This is a genomic window from Bradyrhizobium tropiciagri (assembly GCF_001189845.1).
Lineage (GTDB): Bacteria > Pseudomonadota > Alphaproteobacteria > Rhizobiales > Xanthobacteraceae > Bradyrhizobium > Bradyrhizobium tropiciagri.
Genome location: NZ_LFLZ01000031.1, coordinates 55,970 through 73,113, shown reverse-complemented (window position 1 = coordinate 73,113; position 17,144 = coordinate 55,970). Strand labels below are relative to the sequence as shown.

General features: G+C 64.2%; 11 protein-coding genes and 1 pseudogene. 8 read left to right on the top strand and 4 right to left on the bottom strand.

Going from position 1 to position 17,144, the window contains the following annotated elements:
- Positions 1-27: 27 nt before the first annotated feature.
- On the bottom strand, positions 28-843 hold the full coding sequence (locus AKN84_RS23785) for an MBL fold metallo-hydrolase (protein ID WP_050423029.1): 816 nt from the start codon (positions 841-843) through the stop codon (positions 28-30).
- A gap of 174 nt (positions 844-1,017) precedes the next feature.
- On the opposite strand from AKN84_RS23785, the gene AKN84_RS23780 reads away from it, so the two are divergent.
- Positions 1,018-1,956 carry an alpha/beta fold hydrolase gene (locus tag AKN84_RS23780; RefSeq protein ID WP_244485445.1) on the top strand — a complete coding sequence of 313 codons (939 nt, stop codon included), beginning with the start codon at positions 1,018-1,020 and terminating at the stop codon, positions 1,954-1,956.
- 49 nt (positions 1,957-2,005) lie between these two features.
- On the opposite strand, the gene AKN84_RS23775 is transcribed toward AKN84_RS23780, so the two are convergent.
- Both AKN84_RS23775 and AKN84_RS23770 read right to left on the bottom strand, forming a co-directional pair.
- A complete protein-coding gene (locus AKN84_RS23775; RefSeq protein ID WP_050423028.1) occupies positions 2,006-3,526 on the bottom strand; it encodes a hypothetical protein in 1,521 nt (506 codons plus the stop codon).
- Positions 3,523-4,275, bottom strand: coding sequence for an ABC transporter ATP-binding protein (locus AKN84_RS23770; RefSeq protein WP_050423027.1), 753 nt, complete (start codon positions 4,273-4,275; stop codon positions 3,523-3,525). Before AKN84_RS23770 ends, AKN84_RS23775 begins: the two co-directional genes overlap by 4 nt.
- A gap of 293 nt (positions 4,276-4,568) precedes the next feature.
- On the opposite strand from AKN84_RS23770, the gene AKN84_RS23765 reads away from it, so the two are divergent.
- The 6 genes and pseudogenes from AKN84_RS23765 (at position 4,569) to AKN84_RS23740 (ending at position 11,477) form a co-directional block, all read left to right on the top strand.
- Positions 4,569-5,444 (top strand): branched-chain amino acid ABC transporter permease, encoded by an 876-nt coding sequence (locus AKN84_RS23765; protein ID WP_050423026.1) that lies wholly within the window; start codon positions 4,569-4,571, stop codon positions 5,442-5,444.
- Between the two features lie 10 nt (positions 5,445-5,454).
- Entirely contained in the window at positions 5,455-6,606 is a 1,152-nt protein-coding gene (locus AKN84_RS23760) for a branched-chain amino acid ABC transporter permease (RefSeq protein ID WP_050423025.1), read from the top strand.
- Entirely contained in the window at positions 6,603-7,361 is a 759-nt protein-coding gene (locus AKN84_RS23755; protein ID WP_050423024.1) for an ABC transporter ATP-binding protein, read from the top strand. Before AKN84_RS23760 ends, AKN84_RS23755 begins: the two co-directional genes overlap by 4 nt.
- A gap of 10 nt (positions 7,362-7,371) precedes the next feature.
- Positions 7,372-8,151 carry an ABC transporter ATP-binding protein gene (locus AKN84_RS23750; RefSeq protein WP_050423023.1) on the top strand — a complete coding sequence of 260 codons (780 nt, stop codon included), beginning with the start codon at positions 7,372-7,374 and terminating at the stop codon, positions 8,149-8,151.
- Between the two features lie 160 nt (positions 8,152-8,311).
- A pseudogene (locus AKN84_RS23745) lies at positions 8,312-10,149 on the top strand (AMP-dependent synthetase/ligase).
- A 128-nt stretch (positions 10,150-10,277) separates the two neighbouring features.
- Entirely contained in the window at positions 10,278-11,477 is a 1,200-nt protein-coding gene (locus tag AKN84_RS23740; protein WP_050423022.1) for an ABC transporter substrate-binding protein, read from the top strand.
- Positions 11,478-11,629: 152 nt separating this feature from the next.
- Here AKN84_RS23740 and AKN84_RS23735 read toward each other — a convergent pair whose 3' ends face one another.
- Positions 11,630-12,376: a transglutaminase-like cysteine peptidase gene (locus AKN84_RS23735; RefSeq protein WP_050423021.1), complete on the bottom strand. Its 747-nt coding sequence runs from the start codon at positions 12,374-12,376 to the stop codon at positions 11,630-11,632.
- Positions 12,377-12,970: 594 nt separating this feature from the next.
- Here AKN84_RS23735 and AKN84_RS23730 point away from each other — a divergent pair.
- Positions 12,971-17,125, top strand: a complete 4,155-nt coding sequence (locus AKN84_RS23730) for a VCBS domain-containing protein (protein WP_050423020.1) — start codon at positions 12,971-12,973, stop codon at positions 17,123-17,125.
- Positions 17,126-17,144: the final 19 nt, after the last annotated feature.

Below are 17,144 nucleotides of genomic sequence, written 5' to 3'. Positions count from 1 at the left end.
GGTTTTGCTTCTTGTTGAACAGAGATATTACACGCCGTCGAGGATGATCACCGTCGGCGTCGCCGGCAGCGTGTCGCGCGAAATCCTTAAGGTGCGCTCGCCGCCGCGGCGGTCGATCTCGAACTGCTGGCCGATCAGGCGCATGAACTCGTCGAGCGGGGTCGCGAAACGGTGCATCGGCAGCACCACCGAGGCGCGCAAGCGTTTGGTGATCTCGGAGATGCCGTCGAGCGACATCGTATAGGTACCGTCGATCGGCACCATCACGATGTCGAGCCGGCCGATCGCGGCGAACTGACTGTCGTCGAGCTTGACGTGGAGGTGGCCGAGATGGCCGATGCAGAGGCCGGCGACCTCGAAGATGAAGATCGAATTGCCGTCCTTGATCATCTCGCCGCCGGAGTCCTCGCCCCAGTAGCGGCGGATATCCGTGGTGACGTTGCGGATATAGACGTCGCCGATCCGCTCCGCGTAATGCGCGGCCTGGCCGTTCTCGCCCCAGCCATGCAGCACGTGGGCAATTTTCGGGTCGGGAAACAGCGTGTAATGCGTCGCGTGGGCCCGGTTCATCGTTGCGACGTCGGGCAATCGCCCGGTCTGATAGACGCCGTTGTAGTCGGTCGCGATCCGGATGCCGCCGGGCGTGTCGATATAATAAGTCGAGTGGCCGGCATAGGTGATCGCGACCTCGTCCGCTTTGGCCGCGACGCGCCGGTAACTCACTGGGGTGGCGCGCGGCGGCGCATTGGCCATCGCCAGGCATTCGCTGCGCTGGGCGTCCTGCCCGACCGCGTGACTGGTCAGCGTTCCCAGCAAGACGAGCGCGGCGAGCAATCTCAGCATGAGCTGTTCCGTCAGCGGCGATATCCGCCGGCGTCAGACTAGCGCGCAATCGGCTTGCCGTCATGATGAAGCCGGCGCATCGCTCCACGGCGCTGGCTGCAATACGATCCGGGCGATTATTCACGTGGCAAGCGCTATCATGCCGCGCAGATCACAGCGATCAGGGAGTTCTGCGTGACCGACAATACCTCTGTGCCGCGCGCATCATCGACCAAACGGCTCGAGCCGTTGCGCCATGTCGACGCAGGCGTGCTCGACATCGCCTATTACGAGGCAGGCCCGGCCGACGGTCCGGCCGTGCTGCTGATGCACGGCTTCCCCTACGACATCCACGCCTATGTGGACGTCGCGCCCAAGCTGGCGGCGCAGGGCTGCCGGGTCATCGTGCCCTATCTGCGCGGCTACGGGCCAACGGTCTTCCGCGACAAGGCGACGCCGCGTTCGGGCGAGCAGGCGGCGATCGCAGCCGACATGATGGCGCTGATGGATGCGCTCGGCATCAAGCGCGCGGCCTTCGCCGGCTATGATTGGGGCGGCCGAGCCGCGTCGATCGGCGCGGCGCTGTGGCCGGAACGGTGCATCGGACTGGTCTGCACCAACGGCTACATGATCCAGGACATCGCGCATGCCATGGTGCCGGCACGGCCGGAGCACGAGGTGCCGCTCTGGTATCAGTACTATTTCCAGCTCGAGCGCGGCCGCGCGGGGCTTGCCGCCGACCGGCGCGGCATCGCGCGGATCCTGTGGTCGCAATGGTCACCAAGCTGGGCATTCGACGATGCCTGCTTCGACCGCACCGCCGTCGCATTCGACAATCCCGATTATGTCGACGTGGTGATCCACAGTTATCGCCATCGCTACGGCGTCGTCGAAGGGGACCCGCAATACGCGGACATACAGCGGCGGCTCGACGCATTGCCGGTGATTGCGGTCCCCACCATCACGCTCGATGGCGCCGATGACGGGGTGACGGCGGCCACCGACGGCAGTGCCAGCGCAGCCAGATACACGGCCCGCCGCGCCTATCGCGTGATCCCGCGCGCCGGCCACAACCTGCCGCAGGAGCAGCCGGAGGCCTTTGCCGCGGCGGTGATGGAGGTGATGAAGGCGTAACGCGCTGTCAGGCCTGGCGTGTCAGACTTGGCGTTTCAGACTTGGCGTTTCAGGCTTGGCGCGGGCTGATCTTCCAGGCGATGGCGAGCGTGAGCAGCGTCAGAATCCCGCTGACCAGCGCGGCCACCGGGATCGTCAGCGCCAATGCCGCGGTTGCGGCCCAGCCGATCGAGGAGAAGGCTTCCGCGAAGGTCGCGATGCGGGAGGAGGTCTGGCGCCGGCGGAACTGGCTGCGCTTGGCCTGCGCACGGAACCAGAGCTGGACCGCGGCGGCGGATGCGGTCGCGATGATGATCGCGATCGCCGTGACCGCGGCCTGCTGCGGCGAGGCGAATGTGAGTGCCACCACCAGCGGCGCGAAGACGGTGGCGATGGCAATCAGCACGACTTCGATCTTGGCACGGGTCACGCGCGACGGCGGCAGCGGTGCGGTCGCGACCAGATCGGGCGCGTCCTCGCCCGAGATGGTAAGCCACGCGAGCCCGCCGGCGAGCTGACCCGCGGCCATGACGATGACAGGCGTAATCAGCACGATCGCGGTCGACGTGCCGGAGAAGCTTCGCCACAGCATCAGCGCCGGCGGCAGCAGATAGAGCATCTGCATCAGGCTCTGCGACAGCAGCCACGGATCGCGGCGCAGCAGCAGGAATTCCTTGCGGCGCAAGGCCTGCTGCCGCGAGCCGGACCGGAATGCGCGGGCCCGTCCCTGCGTGACCGCGGCCGGATTGGCGGCAACGCTTGCAACCGTGTCGGCAAATCGCGGCGCGAGCACCGCCATCACGACGCCGAGCAGCACGAGGCTTGCTGCGAGCAGCAGCAGCATGATCTCGAGATCGCCGAGCGATGCGCGCGCCGGCCACCAGACCAGGCTGTCGGGCGCGGGAGCAATTCGGGCCGCGGTATCGGAGGTCAGAAACGCAAAGCGCGACAGCGTGCCGTAGGACAGCACGGCGACGACCTGCAGGGCGATCACGAAGCCGGCGCCGATAACGGCGGAGACGATCTGCGCCACCAGCCGCGTCCGGCTCGGCCCGATCACGCGAAACAGGAACGCGGTGACGGCGATCGCCGCGGCTGCCGCCGACAGCCCGATCGCCAGCACGACGCCGAAACCGGCGAGCCAGCGCGGGCCGCCGAGATACACCAGCACGTCGATGAACGGCGTCGAAAGCAAGAGCGCCATGCTGCTCACCGTCAGCGCGATCGCGGCGATCCGGATCGAGAAGATGTTGGTGAGCTTGGCCGGCGAGGACATGATCAAATCGAGATCGGCGCGGGCATAGAACACCCGCGTCACCGACTCGATCGCCTGCGAGAGCATCAACGCCCAGGACAGGAAGATCGTCGCGGTCAGCACGATCAGCGAGGATGGATCGAGCGGAAATCTGAGGTCGACATAGCGGGCGACCACGGCATAGGCCGGCAGATGCAGGATCGCCGCGAAGACCAGCAGGCCGATGACGGCACGATTGCGACGGCGCCGGCCGCCGGTCATCATCGCCAGCCATTCCCGCCAGGCCAGGCGGAATTCGTGGCGCGCGAACCAGGTGAGATGGGCGGTCGAGCTCACGCGGCCGCCGCTTCGGTGTCGACCAGCGCGATGAACATGTCCTCGAGGGTGGTGTCGTTGCGGCCGTTCTGCTCGCGCAGCTCGGCCAGCGTGCCCTCGGCGATCAGCCTGCCGGACGCGATCACGCCGATCCGGTCGGCCATGCGCTCGGCGACTTCGAGAATATGGGTGGTCATGATCACGGTGCAGCCGGTGCGGACGCGCTCCTGCAACAGCCCCTTGACGTGACGCGCCGACAGCGCGTCGAGGCCGGTCAGCGGTTCGTCGAGAATGATCAGGCGCGGATCGTGCACCAGCGCGCCGGCGAGCGCCACCTTCTGGCGCATGCCCTTGGAGAAGCCCTCGCAACGTTCGTTGAGATGCGGCTCGAGCCCGAGCGAGATCAGGAGATTGCGTGCCGACTTCTCCGATGTGCGGGGATCGATGCCCCACAGGCCGGCGACGAATTCGAGATATTCCAGCGGCGTCAGCTTGTCGTAGATCATCGGCTCGTCGGACACCCAGGCCATGATCTGCTTGGCGGCGACCGGGTCGGCCAGCGCATCGATGCCGAGGATCGACACCGAGCCGGCATCGGGCCGCAATAGCCCGGCCACCATGCGCAGCGTCGTGGTCTTGCCGGCGCCGTTCGGACCGAGCAGCGCATAGAACTCGCCGACCCGGATGGTGAGATCGAGCGCGTCGACCGCCGGGCGGTCAAAACGCTTGGTTAATCCTCGCAGGGCGAGTGCGTACAGTTGCGATGTCATGACGTGGTGGCGATCCGGGAGTTCGCTCGTCGGTTGCGGGACCTTGGACAAAAACCGTTTCGGTGCAGTGAATCGCACGGGGCAAATCGAACGCGATATCCGTATTAGTCCGTGCTGCGGCATATCTCCGTAAATGTGATGATACAGCCGGATCAGCGGTTTGTTGACAGGGATCGGGCGTTTTGGCTCAATCCGGACGGACATAGGCGGCTTTCAGCGCATCCGACACAAGGGCGTGAAGGCGGGATGCGACGAGCGATCGACAAGAATCGCCGGGCATCGGGGAGGGAACGATGCTGGACTTCGTTCAGCAGCTCGTCAGCGGCATCGCGCTCGGCTGCGTTTACGGCCTGATCGCGCTCGGCTTCGTGCTGGTCTACAAGGCAACCGAGGTCGTCAATTTCGCGCAAGGCGATTTGATGATGCTGGGCGGCTTTTTCGCCTTCACATTCATTGGCATGCTCGGGCTGAATTACTGGGTCGGCTTCGCCGGCGCGGTGATCTGCATGGCGCTGTTCGGCATGCTGGCCGAGCGGGTCGTGGTGCGGCCGATCCTCGGCTATCCGCAGTTCTCCATCATCATGGCGACGATCGGGCTCGGCTATTTCCTGCGCTCGGTGGCCGGCATGATCTGGGGCACCGACGACTTCAAGATCGAGACGCCGTTCAGCCAGGGCGTGCTGCGGATCGGCAGCCTGGTGCTGGCCTATGACAAATTGTCGGTGATCGCGGCGACCATCATCCTGTGCGCGCTGCTCTATCTGTTCTTCAACCGCACCACGCTCGGCACCGCGATGCGCGCCAGCTCCGAGAACATGCTGGCTGCCTATTACATGGGCATTCCGGTCAAGCGCGTGGTCTCGATCGTCTGGGCGATCTCGGCGGCGGTGGCGACCTGCGCCGGCGTGCTGCTGGCGCCGATCACCTTCATCCACTCCAACGTCGGCCTGGTGCTGGGGCTGAAGGCGTTTCCGGCCGCCGTGCTCGGCGGCTTCGGCTCGATCCCCGGCGCGGTGGTCGGCGGCGTCTTGATCGGCGTGATCGAGAGCATGGCCGGCTTCTATCTGCCGCAGGGATGGAAGGACGTCGCGCCCTACATCGTGCTGCTCGCGGTGCTGCTGCTCAAGCCCGAGGGCCTGTTCGGCCTTCACGTACGTAAAAAGGTCTGAGGAGCGACATATGCGGTTTCTCTTCAAGACCGACTATGAAGACGACATCAGGCTGTTCCCGCATTCCGGCTACGTCTATTCCTACGGCTTGCTGCTCGCGGTGCTGCTGATCGCGCCCTACGTGCTGTCAAGCTACCTGATGAGCCAGCTCGTCTTCGTCTGCATCTATGCGACCGTCGGCGTCGGGCTGATGATCCTGACCGGCTTCACCGGACAGGCCTCGCTCGGCCATGCCGCGTTTCTGGCGATCGGCGCCTATACCGCGGCCTATCTGCAGCAGTTCAACGTGCCGTTTCCGGTCTACTTCCTCGCCGCGGGACTGCTGACCGGCGTGGTCGGCGCGCTGGTCGGATTTCCGGCGCTGCGGCTGCAGGGCATCTATCTCGTGATCGCGACGATCTCGTTTGCCTTCATCGTCGAGGAGATCATGGCGCGCTGGGAGAGCGTGACCAATGGCAATGAGGGCATGCGGGTCAAGGCCATGCAACTGCTCGGCACCACGGTGTCCCGCGACGGCCCGACGTTCTATTATCTCTGTCTTGCGGTGCTGGTGCTGACCATCGTCGGCACGCTCAACCTGCTGCGCTCGCCGACCGGGCGCGCCTTTGTCGCGATCCGCGACAGCGAGACCGCGGCGCGCAGCATGGGCATCAATGTCGCGCTCTACAAGGTGAAGTCGTTCGCGATCTCGGCTGGTATCACCGGCTTTGCCGGCGTGCTGTTCGCCCACAAGCTTTCCTTCATCTCGCCCGAGATGTTCACGCTGCAGCTCTCGATCGAGTTCATCATCGTGATCCTGATCGGCGGCACGTTCAGCCTGCACGGCGCGGTGCTGGGCGCGATCTTCCTGGTCATGATAGATCCGTTCCTGACCTATCTGAAGGACGACATGCCCGGCGTGATCGCAGGCGCCGCGGCCACGCTTGGCGCCGGCAGCGAACGCGCCGGCCATATCCAGGATGCGGTCGCGGCGTTTGCCTCCGCCAACGGCCTGAAGGGCGCGATCTACGGTGTCATCATCGTGGTGTTCGTGCTCTTCGAACCTCTGGGACTCTATGGCCGCTGGCTCAAGATCAAGCTCTTCTTCCAGCTGTTCCCGCTGTACAAGCGCGCGACCTTCAAGCGGCAGAAGATCTATGTGAAATCGGAGCGGAACAGATGAGCTATTTCCGCGCCGAGAACCTGTCGCTGCATTTCGGTGGCCTCAAGGCGGTCGATGCCGTCAGCTTCGCGGTCGAGAAGGGCGAGATCCTCTCGATCATCGGGCCGAACGGCGCCGGCAAGAGCTCGATCTTCAACCTGATCTCGCGGATCTATCCGCCGACCTCGGGCAAGATCTTCTTCGAGGATCAGGACATCACCCAGCAGCCGGCCTACGATATCGCCAAGCTCGGCATTGCGCGCACCTTCCAGAACATCGAGCTGTTCGAGAATGCGACCGTGCTGAGCAATCTCTTGGTCGGGCGGCATCGTCATTCCACCACCCGGCTCTGGCAGGAGCTGCTGTTCCTGCCGAGCGTGCGCGCCGGCGAGAAGGCGCATCGCCGCCGGGTCGAGCAGGTGATCGAATTCCTCGATCTCGAGCCCTACCGCGACAAGCTGATCTCGGGCCTGCCTTACGGCGTGCGCAAGGTGATCGAGCTGGCGCGCGCGCTGTGCTCGGAGCCGAAGCTGATCCTGCTCGACGAGCCGTCGTCCGGCCTCAATGTCGAGGAGACCGACGACATGTCGTTCTGGATCCGCGACATGAAGAGCGAGCTCGGCATTACGGTCCTGATGGTCGAGCACGACATGACGCTGGTCAACCGCGTCTCCGACCGCGTGATTGCGCTGAACTACGGCCGCGTGCTGGCGATGGGCTCGCCGTCCGAGGTGCAGCACCATCCCGACGTCGTCGCAGCGTATCTCGGCGCATGAGGATGATGCCATGAGCACATCGGACATCATCCTCAAGCTCTCCAACATCGAGAGCTATTACGGGCCGATCATGGCGATCCGCGGCATCAGCCTCGAGGTGCCGCGCGGCCAGATCGTGACGCTGCTCGGCGCCAACGGTGCCGGCAAGACCACGGTGCTGAAGACGATCTCCGGCATCCTCGATCCGCAGAAGGGCTCGATCGAATTTTTGGGCAAGCCGATCCAGCGCATGGAGGCCGACCGGATCGTGCGGCTCGGCCTCAGCCATGTGCCGGAGGGACGCGAGGTGTTTCCGTTCCTGTCGGTGCGCGAGAACCTGATGATGGGCGCCTATCTGCGCAAGGACCGCGACGGTGTGGCGCAGGACCTCGAACGCGTCTACGGCTATTTTCCCCGGCTGAAGGAGCGGCTCGGCCAGCCGGCCGGACAGCTTTCGGGCGGCGAGCAGCAGATGCTGGCGATCGGGCGCGCGCTGATGAACCGGCCGACGCTGCTGCTGCTGGACGAGCCGTCGCTTGGGCTGTCGCCGATCCTGGTGAAGGAGATCTTCACCATCATCCGCCGCGTCAATGAGGAGCAGGGCATGTCGATCCTGCTGGTCGAGCAGAATGCCAAGATCGCGCTGGAGACGGCGCATTACGGCTATGTGCTGGAGATCGGCCGCGTCGTCATGAACGACACCTGTGAGCGGCTGCTCAATTCACCCGATATCCAGGAGTTCTATCTCGGCGCCAAGGAAGCCGGCGCGCGGGGTGAGCGGCGCTGGAAGAAGAAGAAGACGTGGCGTTAGGGACGACTTGGCGCTGGGAAGATCTGGCGCTGAGAGGATTTGGCGCTGACTAAAGTTGGTTTGGCACTGAGGCCGGGTTGGAGCTAGATTTCGGGCCTGTTTCGCCAGCAAGACCGGCACCCAAGCCGGCGCGAAGCAGGCGGCAGAGGAGGGAGCGCGCATGGCAGGACCAGCGGTGCTGACGGTCGCCGACACGATCGCGAGGAGCTTTCTGCTCGCGGTGCAAACGCGTGGCGACAGGCCCGCGATCCGCGAGAAGAAGTTCGGCATCTGGCAACCGACCAGCTGGCGCGAATGGCTGCAGATCTCCAAGGACATCGCCTTCGCCCTGCATGCGACCGGCTTCCGCCCCGGCGACGTCGCTCGATCATCGCCAACGCGGTGCCGGAATGGGTCTACGCCGACATGGGCATCCTGTGCGCCGGTGGCGTGTCCTCCGGCATCTATCCGACCGATTCGGCGGCGCAGGTCGAATACCTCGTCAATGATTCCCGCACCCGGGTGATCTTCGTCGAGGACGAGGAGCAGCTCGACAAGGTGCTGACCTGCCGGTCGCGCTGTCCGACCTTGGAAAAGGTCGTCGTGTTCGACATGGAGGGCCTTTCCGGCTTCTCCGATCCGATGGTGCTGTCGCTCGCCGAGTTCACGGCGCTCGGCCGCAATCATGTGCAGGGCAACGACGCCCTGTGGGATGAAATGACCGGCAGCCGCACCGCCTCCGATCTCGCGATCCTGGTCTATACGTCGGGCACCACGGGCCCGCCCAAGGGCGCAATGCACTCCAACCGCAGCGTGACGCACCAGATGCGCCACGCCAACGATCTCTACCCCTCGACCGACAGCGAGGAGCGGCTGGTGTTCCTGCCGCTCTGCCATGTCGCCGAGCGGGTCGGCGGCTATTACATCTCGCTCGCGCTCGGCTCGGTGATGAATTTCGCCGAGAGCCCGGAGACGGTGCCGGACAATCTGCGCGAGGTGCAGCCGACCGCGTTCCTCGCGGTGCCCAGGATCTGGGAGAAGTTCTATTCCGGCATCACCATCGCGCTGAAGGACGCGACCCCGTTTCAGAACTGGATGTATGCCCGCGCGCTCGCGATCGGCAACCGGATGACCGAGTGCCGGCTGGAGGGCGAGACGCCGCCGCTGTCGCTGCGGCTCGCCAACCACGCGGCCTACTGGCTGGTGTTCCGCAACATCCGCCGCATGCTCGGGCTCGACCGTTGCCGGATCGCACTGACCGGCGCGGCGCCGATCTCGCCGGATCTGATCCGCTGGTATCTCGCGCTCGGCATCGACATGCGCGAGGTCTACGGCCAGACCGAGAATTGCGGCGTCGCGACCATGATGCCGGCGGACCGCATCAAGCTCGGCTCGGTGGGCAAGGCAGCGCCCTGGGGCGAGGTGATGATCTGTCCGAAGGGCGAGATCCTGATCAAGGGCGACTTCCTCTTCATGGGCTATCTCAACCAGCCGGAGAAGACCGCCGAGACGATCGACGCGAAGGGCTGGCTGCACACCGGCGATGTCGGTGCGATCGACAATGAAGGCTATGTCAAGATCACCGACCGGATGAAGGACATCATCATCACCTCAGGCGGCAAGAACATCACGCCGTCCGAGATCGAGAACCAGCTCAAATTCTCGCCCTACGTTTCCGACGCGGTCGTGATCGGCGACAAGCGGCCCTACCTCACCTGCCTGATCATGATCGATCAGGAGAACGTCGAGAAATACGCCCAGGACCAGGACATCCCCTTCACGAACTATGCGAGCCTGTGCCGCGCCCGCGAGATCCAGGACCTGATCCACCGCGAGGTCGAGGCGGTCAACGCCAAGTTCGCGCGCGTCGAAACCATCAAGAAATTCTACCTGATCGAGCGCCAGCTCACGCCCGAGGACGAGGAGCTGACGCCGACCATGAAGCTGAAGCGCAGTTTCGTGAACAAGCGCTACGCGGCCGAGATCGACGCCATGTATGGCGAGCGGGCTGTCGCATAGAGCATGATCCGGAAAAGTGTGAAGCGGTTTTCCGGATAGATCATGCTCAAGAAAAGAGAAAATTGGCGAAGGAGCGAGCAGGCCCGACCCTTCGCTCAACATGGGCCATTGTTAAGGAGGAGACTGCAATGTCGAAATCGCTGAAGGCGCTGGGCCTTGCGGTGAGCGCGCTGGCGCTGACCTGTCTGCCGGCCGCAGCCCAGACCAAGGTCACCAATGAAGGCATCTCGCCGACCGAGATCGTGATCGGAACGCATCAGGATTTGTCCGGCCCGATCAAGGTCTGGGGCGTTCCGGTGTCGAACGGCATGAAGATGGCGGTTGAGGAGATCAACGCCAGCGGCGGCATCAACGGCCGCAAGATCAAGATGATCCTGGAGGACAATGGCTACGACCCGAAGAAGGCCGTGCTGGCCTCGCAGAAGATGGTCGAGCGCGACAAGGTCTTCGCGATGATCGGCCCGATGGGCTCGCCGACCGTGCTCGCTGCGCAGGACATCCTGTTCGACGCCGGCGTGCTGCAGCTGTTCCCGCTGACCGCCGCCGAATTCACCTTCAAGTTCGATCCCGCCAAGCCGCAGGAGCGGTTGAAGTTCAACAACCTGTTGCCCTATGTCGAGAGCACGCGCGCCGCGCTCAAATACATGATGGACTGGAAGAACTTCAAGAAGCCCTGCATCATGCACCAGGACGACGAGTACGGTAAGAACGTGCTCGATGGCTTCAATCAGCAGCTCGCCGCGATGAAGGTGCAGCCCGCCTCGATCACGAGCTACAAGCGCGGCGCCTCCGATTTCTCGGCGCAGGTCGCCAAGATGAAGGCCGACGGCTGCGATCTCGTCGTGCTCGGCACCGTGATCCGCGAGACCATCGGCGCCATGAACGAAGCCCGAAAGCTCGGCTGGGATGTGACCTTCCTCGGCGCCACACCGACCAACGTGCTTGAAGTGCCAGCGCTCGGCAAGGAAGCCGTCGAGGGCCTCTACGCAGCGTCAGGCTTCGAGATTCCCTACGAGGACACGGCCAAGGGCAAGGTGAAGGACTGGCTGGTCAACTACAAGAAGATGTTCAACTCTGACGCTAACACCCAGGCGATCATCGGCTACAATGCGGTGATGACGTTTGCCTTCTACGCCCAGAAGGCGGGCAAGGATCTCACCGGCCAGAAGATGCTCGATGCGCTGGAGTCAGGCGACAAGTTCCTCGATATCTTCAGTTCGCCCCCGACCAAGTTCTCCAAGACGGATCATCTCGCCAACACCATCACCCAGGTGCAGCAGGTCAAGGGCGGCCGCTGGGTTCTGGTGAAGGACAATCTGATGTTCTGAGCCGTCGATGGAGACTTAGCCACCGTCATTGCGAGCGCAGCGAAGCAATCCATAGTCCCACAAGCGGAAGCATGGATTGCTTCGTCGCTTCGCTCCCTCGCAATGACGGAGGTGGCTTGCGCTCAGATTCGCGGGCCAGCGACTTCTTCAATTCACCGCGCCGCCGGCCGCCACGCGGCCTCGGTGACGGGCGGCGCATCGACATAACGGTTGACGCCGTTCTGGTCGATCACGAAGGTCGGCCGGAACCTCCTGATGTCGGTATCCTCGATCATCGCCATGCGACGGTTGTCGAGCGTCAGCCAGTGGCCGTCGAGCCGTGCCGCGACCACCGCATGGTCCTCGCCGCCCAGCAGGTCGTGCATGACCACGATACGCAAATCCTCCGGCGCGACGCCGGCCTTAGCGAGCGCCACGAACTTGGCGATCGCATAATCTTCGCAATCGCCGCTGCCGCGGGCGAAGGTGGCGAGCGGCGTGGCCCAGACGTCGGGCTCGCCATAAGTCGCAAGATCGCTGCCCGGATGGATCGCGAGATTGATGGCGCGGTTGATCTCACCGAGCCGGGCGCGGCCGTTGCGCGCGCGACCAAGATCGACGATCGCCAGGAATCGCAGCGCCTCGGGCGACGCACACCCCGCGCGGTCGCTCTCGCAGGCTGCGAGCTGCACCAATTCATCGGCGAGCTGGTGCTGCACGCCGAGCCATTTGTCGTGCAGGCCGCCGCCGGCGAGCAGGCCGGTCGCGAGGCCGAACGGTTCGGTTGACTGTCTGAGCAGGGTGGCCGGGCCGGGCGACAGCAGCGAGGCGGCATTGAGTTCGGCGACCGGCGCGGCCAGAACCAGGCCGAAGCCCAACATGACAGAGCGCAGCGCAAACGAGCGAAGCGAGAATCCCATGTGACACCCCCTGTCCGCTCATCGGCGGGTGGACACTACACCGCACACGCGACCGGATCGTTTCATGCCGTGAGCATGACCAGCGATCCCTTCGAATCGACTTAAGATGTGGGGAAACCGGGCCGGACGCTAAAGGGCGCGTGGTCCGGGTCCCGAAAACTTTACCGGTTTGTGAAACGAACCGGCGAACCTTTTTCCACCGCGAAACACCTCATCCTTGCCTACTGGTTAACCCGGCCAGTCCGCGCACGGGATAGCTGCGATTTGTAAGCCAAGTCACAGCTTTAGCCGGAAAAATCGGGTCAAATGCCCTCTCGGGGCTGCGGGGAAATAAAGGCAAGTACAGAAATGCCAGTCAATACCACGAATACGTGGCTCACTACCCATCTTGGCTCAAATCCCATCACATGGTACCGTCAGGCAAATTCGGAATACACGACTCATGTGAGAGTGAGCCAAGTCACATCCGCTCAAACCGCGCGACCAGAGCACCTTGCGAAAGCAAAGGATGGTTTCGCCAAGCTTTATCCGATGATATGCAGGCGTAATCATTCGGATATTTTACCAATATTAACCCTCGTGCGGTGATCCGCAGTGAACTTTATCGAGAAATTCGACGGCCATTTGCCGAGCGCGGACGCTTATGCCCGCGGACCGGTATACGTCGAAAGCGTTACCTCGAATGCTCCGCCTGGCGCGATCACGGTCGACGACGGGCAATTGCTGTTCACCGGCGACTTCAAGCGGACCGGGCTCGATCTCGTCATCTCGAAGGACGATCGGGAACTCGTCCTGCACGACTATTTCAAGGGCGAGAAGCGCGCGGCGCTGGCATCGCCTGAAGGCGCGCATCTCACCGGCGATCTCGTCAACGCGCTCACCGGCTACACCCAATATGCCCAGGCGGGCGGCGCGGCGGAGCCAGCCAAGGTCATCGGCCATGTCACCAAGCTGACGGGCAGCGCCACCGCCGTCCGCAACGGCGTCGCGATCGTCCTGAACCAGGGTGACAACGTCAACAAGGGCGACGTGGTGCAGTCCGGCGGCGACTCGACGCTCGGCATCACCTTCATCGACGGCACCGTGTTCGGCCTCGGACCGAACGCCAAGATGGTGCTGAACGAGATGATCTACGACCCGAACGGGTCGAGCAATTCGTCGCTGATGAGCCTCGTCTCGGGCACCATCTCGTTCGTCGCCGGCGCGACCGCCAAGCATGGCGACATGAAGGTCGATACGCCGGTCGCGACCATGGGCATCCGCGGCACCGCGGTGCTGGTCGAGATCGATTTCGACGTGCAGGGCTCGGGCGGCGTGCCGCCGGCCAAATTCCAGGTGCTGGTCGAGCCCGACGGCACCACCGGCTCCTACATCCTGTTCGACAAGACGACGCTCAATCCGATCGCAACCGTCGATCAGGCCGGCACCCAGACCATCGTCAACGGCCAGGGCAGCGTCAGCTTCGTCTCGTCGGCGCAACTGTCGACCGATGCGCAGAAGCTGATCTCGGACGTCTTCGCGCTGAAGTTTACCGATAACAACAATCCCAACACCAAGCTCACGACGAACTTCACCGACAGCGTCGTCCCGGTCACGACCATCCTCAAGCTCGCGACCGGCGACGTCATCCTGCCGACAAGCTTCCTGCTGGCCCTGACCGGCAATGCCGGGCCAGATGCCCCTTCCGCGAAGCCCGACCACGCTCCCGGTGCGCCGCATGTCGTGACCCAGAATGCTTCGTTCACCGAACTCGCCGGGCTGACCCATAGCGCGCTGCCCGACACGGTGACCGCACAGATCACATGGACCGACGTCAATCTCGGCGACAAGCCCAGTGCGGTGGTCAGCTTCAGCACGTTCAGCTACCACGACGCCAGTGGCAAGGACGTGACCTCGCAGCTGACGGCGGCGGAACAGGCGGCCATCAAGGCGGTCGAGATCCCGTTGCTGCTCGAGCCCGATCCGAACAACACCAATGTCGGCTCGGCAACCTGGACCTACAGCCTAGCCGACGGCGCCTTCGACTTCCTCGCCGCCGGCGAGACCCTGACGCTGACCTATCTGGTGCGCGTCGATAACAACTATGCGCCGAGCAACGAGACTGCGTTCAAGACCTTCACGATCACGATCACCGGCACCAACGACACGCCGGTGGTGACGTCCGCGGCGCAGGTCGGATTGATCACCGAGCTGCCATGGACGACGAATTCCGCCGCGCCGGATACCGCGCACGGCACGGTCACGTTCACCGATGCGGATCTGACCGACACGCACACGGTCACCATCACCGGCGTCACCGCGGAGGGCTACACCGGCGGACTGACCAACCACGCCACCGTGCTGAGCTGGCTGTCGCTCGGCACGCTCACCGATTCGACCGACGGCATGACGGGATCGCGTTCCTGGACGTTCTCGGCGGCCGACAAGAGTTTCGATTATCTCGCCGCCGGCGAGACGCTGACGCTGACCTACACGATCCAAATCAACGACCAGCATGGCGGCGTCGTCACGGTCCCGGTCACGATCACGATCGTCGGCACCGATGACATGCCGGTGATCACCTCGCCGACCCAGGCCGCCGCCATCACCGAAGCCGAGGGGACGACCGGCTCGGTGAACCACGATACCGCGTCCGGCACGGTGACCTTCACCGACGTCGATCTCAGCGATACCCATAGCGTCACCGTGGCCGGCGTCACTGAAACAGGCGTCACGTCAGGGCTCCCCGATCAGGCGACGATCCTGAGCTGGCTGTCGCTCGGCGCGCTGTCGGATTCGACCGGCGGCGTGACCGGATCCAATGTCTGGACGTTCTCGGCTGCGGACAAGAGTTTCGATTATCTCGCCGCGGGCGAGACGCTGACGCTGACCTACACGATCCAAATCAACGACCAGCATGGCGGCGTCGTCACCCAGCCCGTCACGATCACCATCACGGGCACCAACGACGTCCCGACATTCACCGCCGCGCCCCAGACCACCACCATCGCCGAGCAACCCGACACGACGGGTTCATCCAAGCCGGACGTGGCCCAGGGCGTGGTGGGCTTTGCCGACGTCGATCTCAGCGACACCCACACCGTCTCCATCACCGGAGTGACCGAGCAGGGGACGACCACGGGCCTGCCCGAGAATGAGTCCACGATCCTGAACTGGCTGTCGCTGGGGACGCCGACGGATTCGACCGGCCATGTGACCGGATCGCAGGCCTGGACCTTCTCGGCCGCGGACCAGAATTTCGACTACCTCGCCGCCGGCGAGACGCTGACGCTGACCTACACGATCCAGGTCGACGATCATCATGGCGGTGTCGACAGCCAGCCGGTGACGATCACGATCACCGGCAGCAATGACGTGCCGACGGTCACGTCGGAGGCGCAGACCGCCACCATCGCCGAGCAGCCCGACACCACGGGTTCGTCCAAGCCGGACAGCGCGTCGGGCACCGTGACCTTCACCGATGTGGACCTCAGCGACACCCACACGATGACCATCACGGGCGTCGCCGAAGCCGGAGCGACCGCGGGCCTGCCCGAGGACCAGTCCACCATCCTGAACTGGCTGTCGCTGGGGACGCTGACGGATTCGACCGGCGGGCTGACCGGATCGCAGGCCTGGACCTTCTCGGCCGCGGACCAGAATTTCGACTACCTCGCCGCCGGCGAGACGCTGACGCTGACCTACACGATCCAGCTCGACGATCATCATGGCGGCGTCGTCAACACGCCCGTGACGATCACGATCAACGGCGCCAACGACGCGCCGACGCTCGCCGACGTCAATGCCGGCACGCTCACCGACACCGCCGCCTATGACACGTTCAGCCCGCTCACCGGCACGCTGCACGGCCATGACGTCGACGACGGTGAGACGGCGACACTGACCTATGCCGCCCTCAATTCCGACCACGCCGCGGTCACGCAGATCGCGGGTCTCTACGGCCTGCTCACCGTCAACCCGGACGGCACCTACAGCTATGTTCCCGACGCCGCCGCGATCAACGCGCTGGCCAAGGGGACTTACGCGGACACGTTCACCGTCGAGACGATCGACACGCATGGCGCTGTTGGAACGGCGACGCTGACGGTCGACGTCATCGGCGCCAACGATGCGCCCGTGATCCATACCGACAACATCAGCATCACCGAAAATCCCAACGGGACCGACACGATCTCCGGCCTGACCGTCACGGATGTCGACGCGACGGCCACCGAGAATTTCTTGATGGCGGCGACGACGGTCGGTTCGGGCAGCAGCGTGACGCCGCCGGCGCAGGCGGGCCATCTGGCCGATATCAACGCTGCGCTGGCATCGTCGGCTCTCACCTATCACCCCGGCACCGCGCCGACCGACACCGTCACGCTCTCCGTGACCGACGGCAACGGCGCGAGCGACACGGTCAACCTGATATTCAACGTCCAGCAAAATCCGACCGCGCCGGTAACCCTGACCAGCACCGTCGGCAAGGACGTGTTGTTCGGGACGGCGGGTTATCAGGACCAGTTCGTGTTCGCGCCGAACTTCAACCACGACACGATCCTGAACTTCAAGCCCGGCGTCGACCACATCGACCTCACCGCGGTGGTGTCGACCAGCAGTGTCGATACCTGGATCAGCCAGCACGTTGCGCAGTCGCCGACCAATGCGGCCGATACGCTGATCACGGTCGACAGCGCGGACACCATTACGCTGCGCAACGTCAGCCCCGCGGCGCTCGGCCACAACGACTTCCTGCTTCACGTCACGTGACGGCTACCCGGCCGAGCCG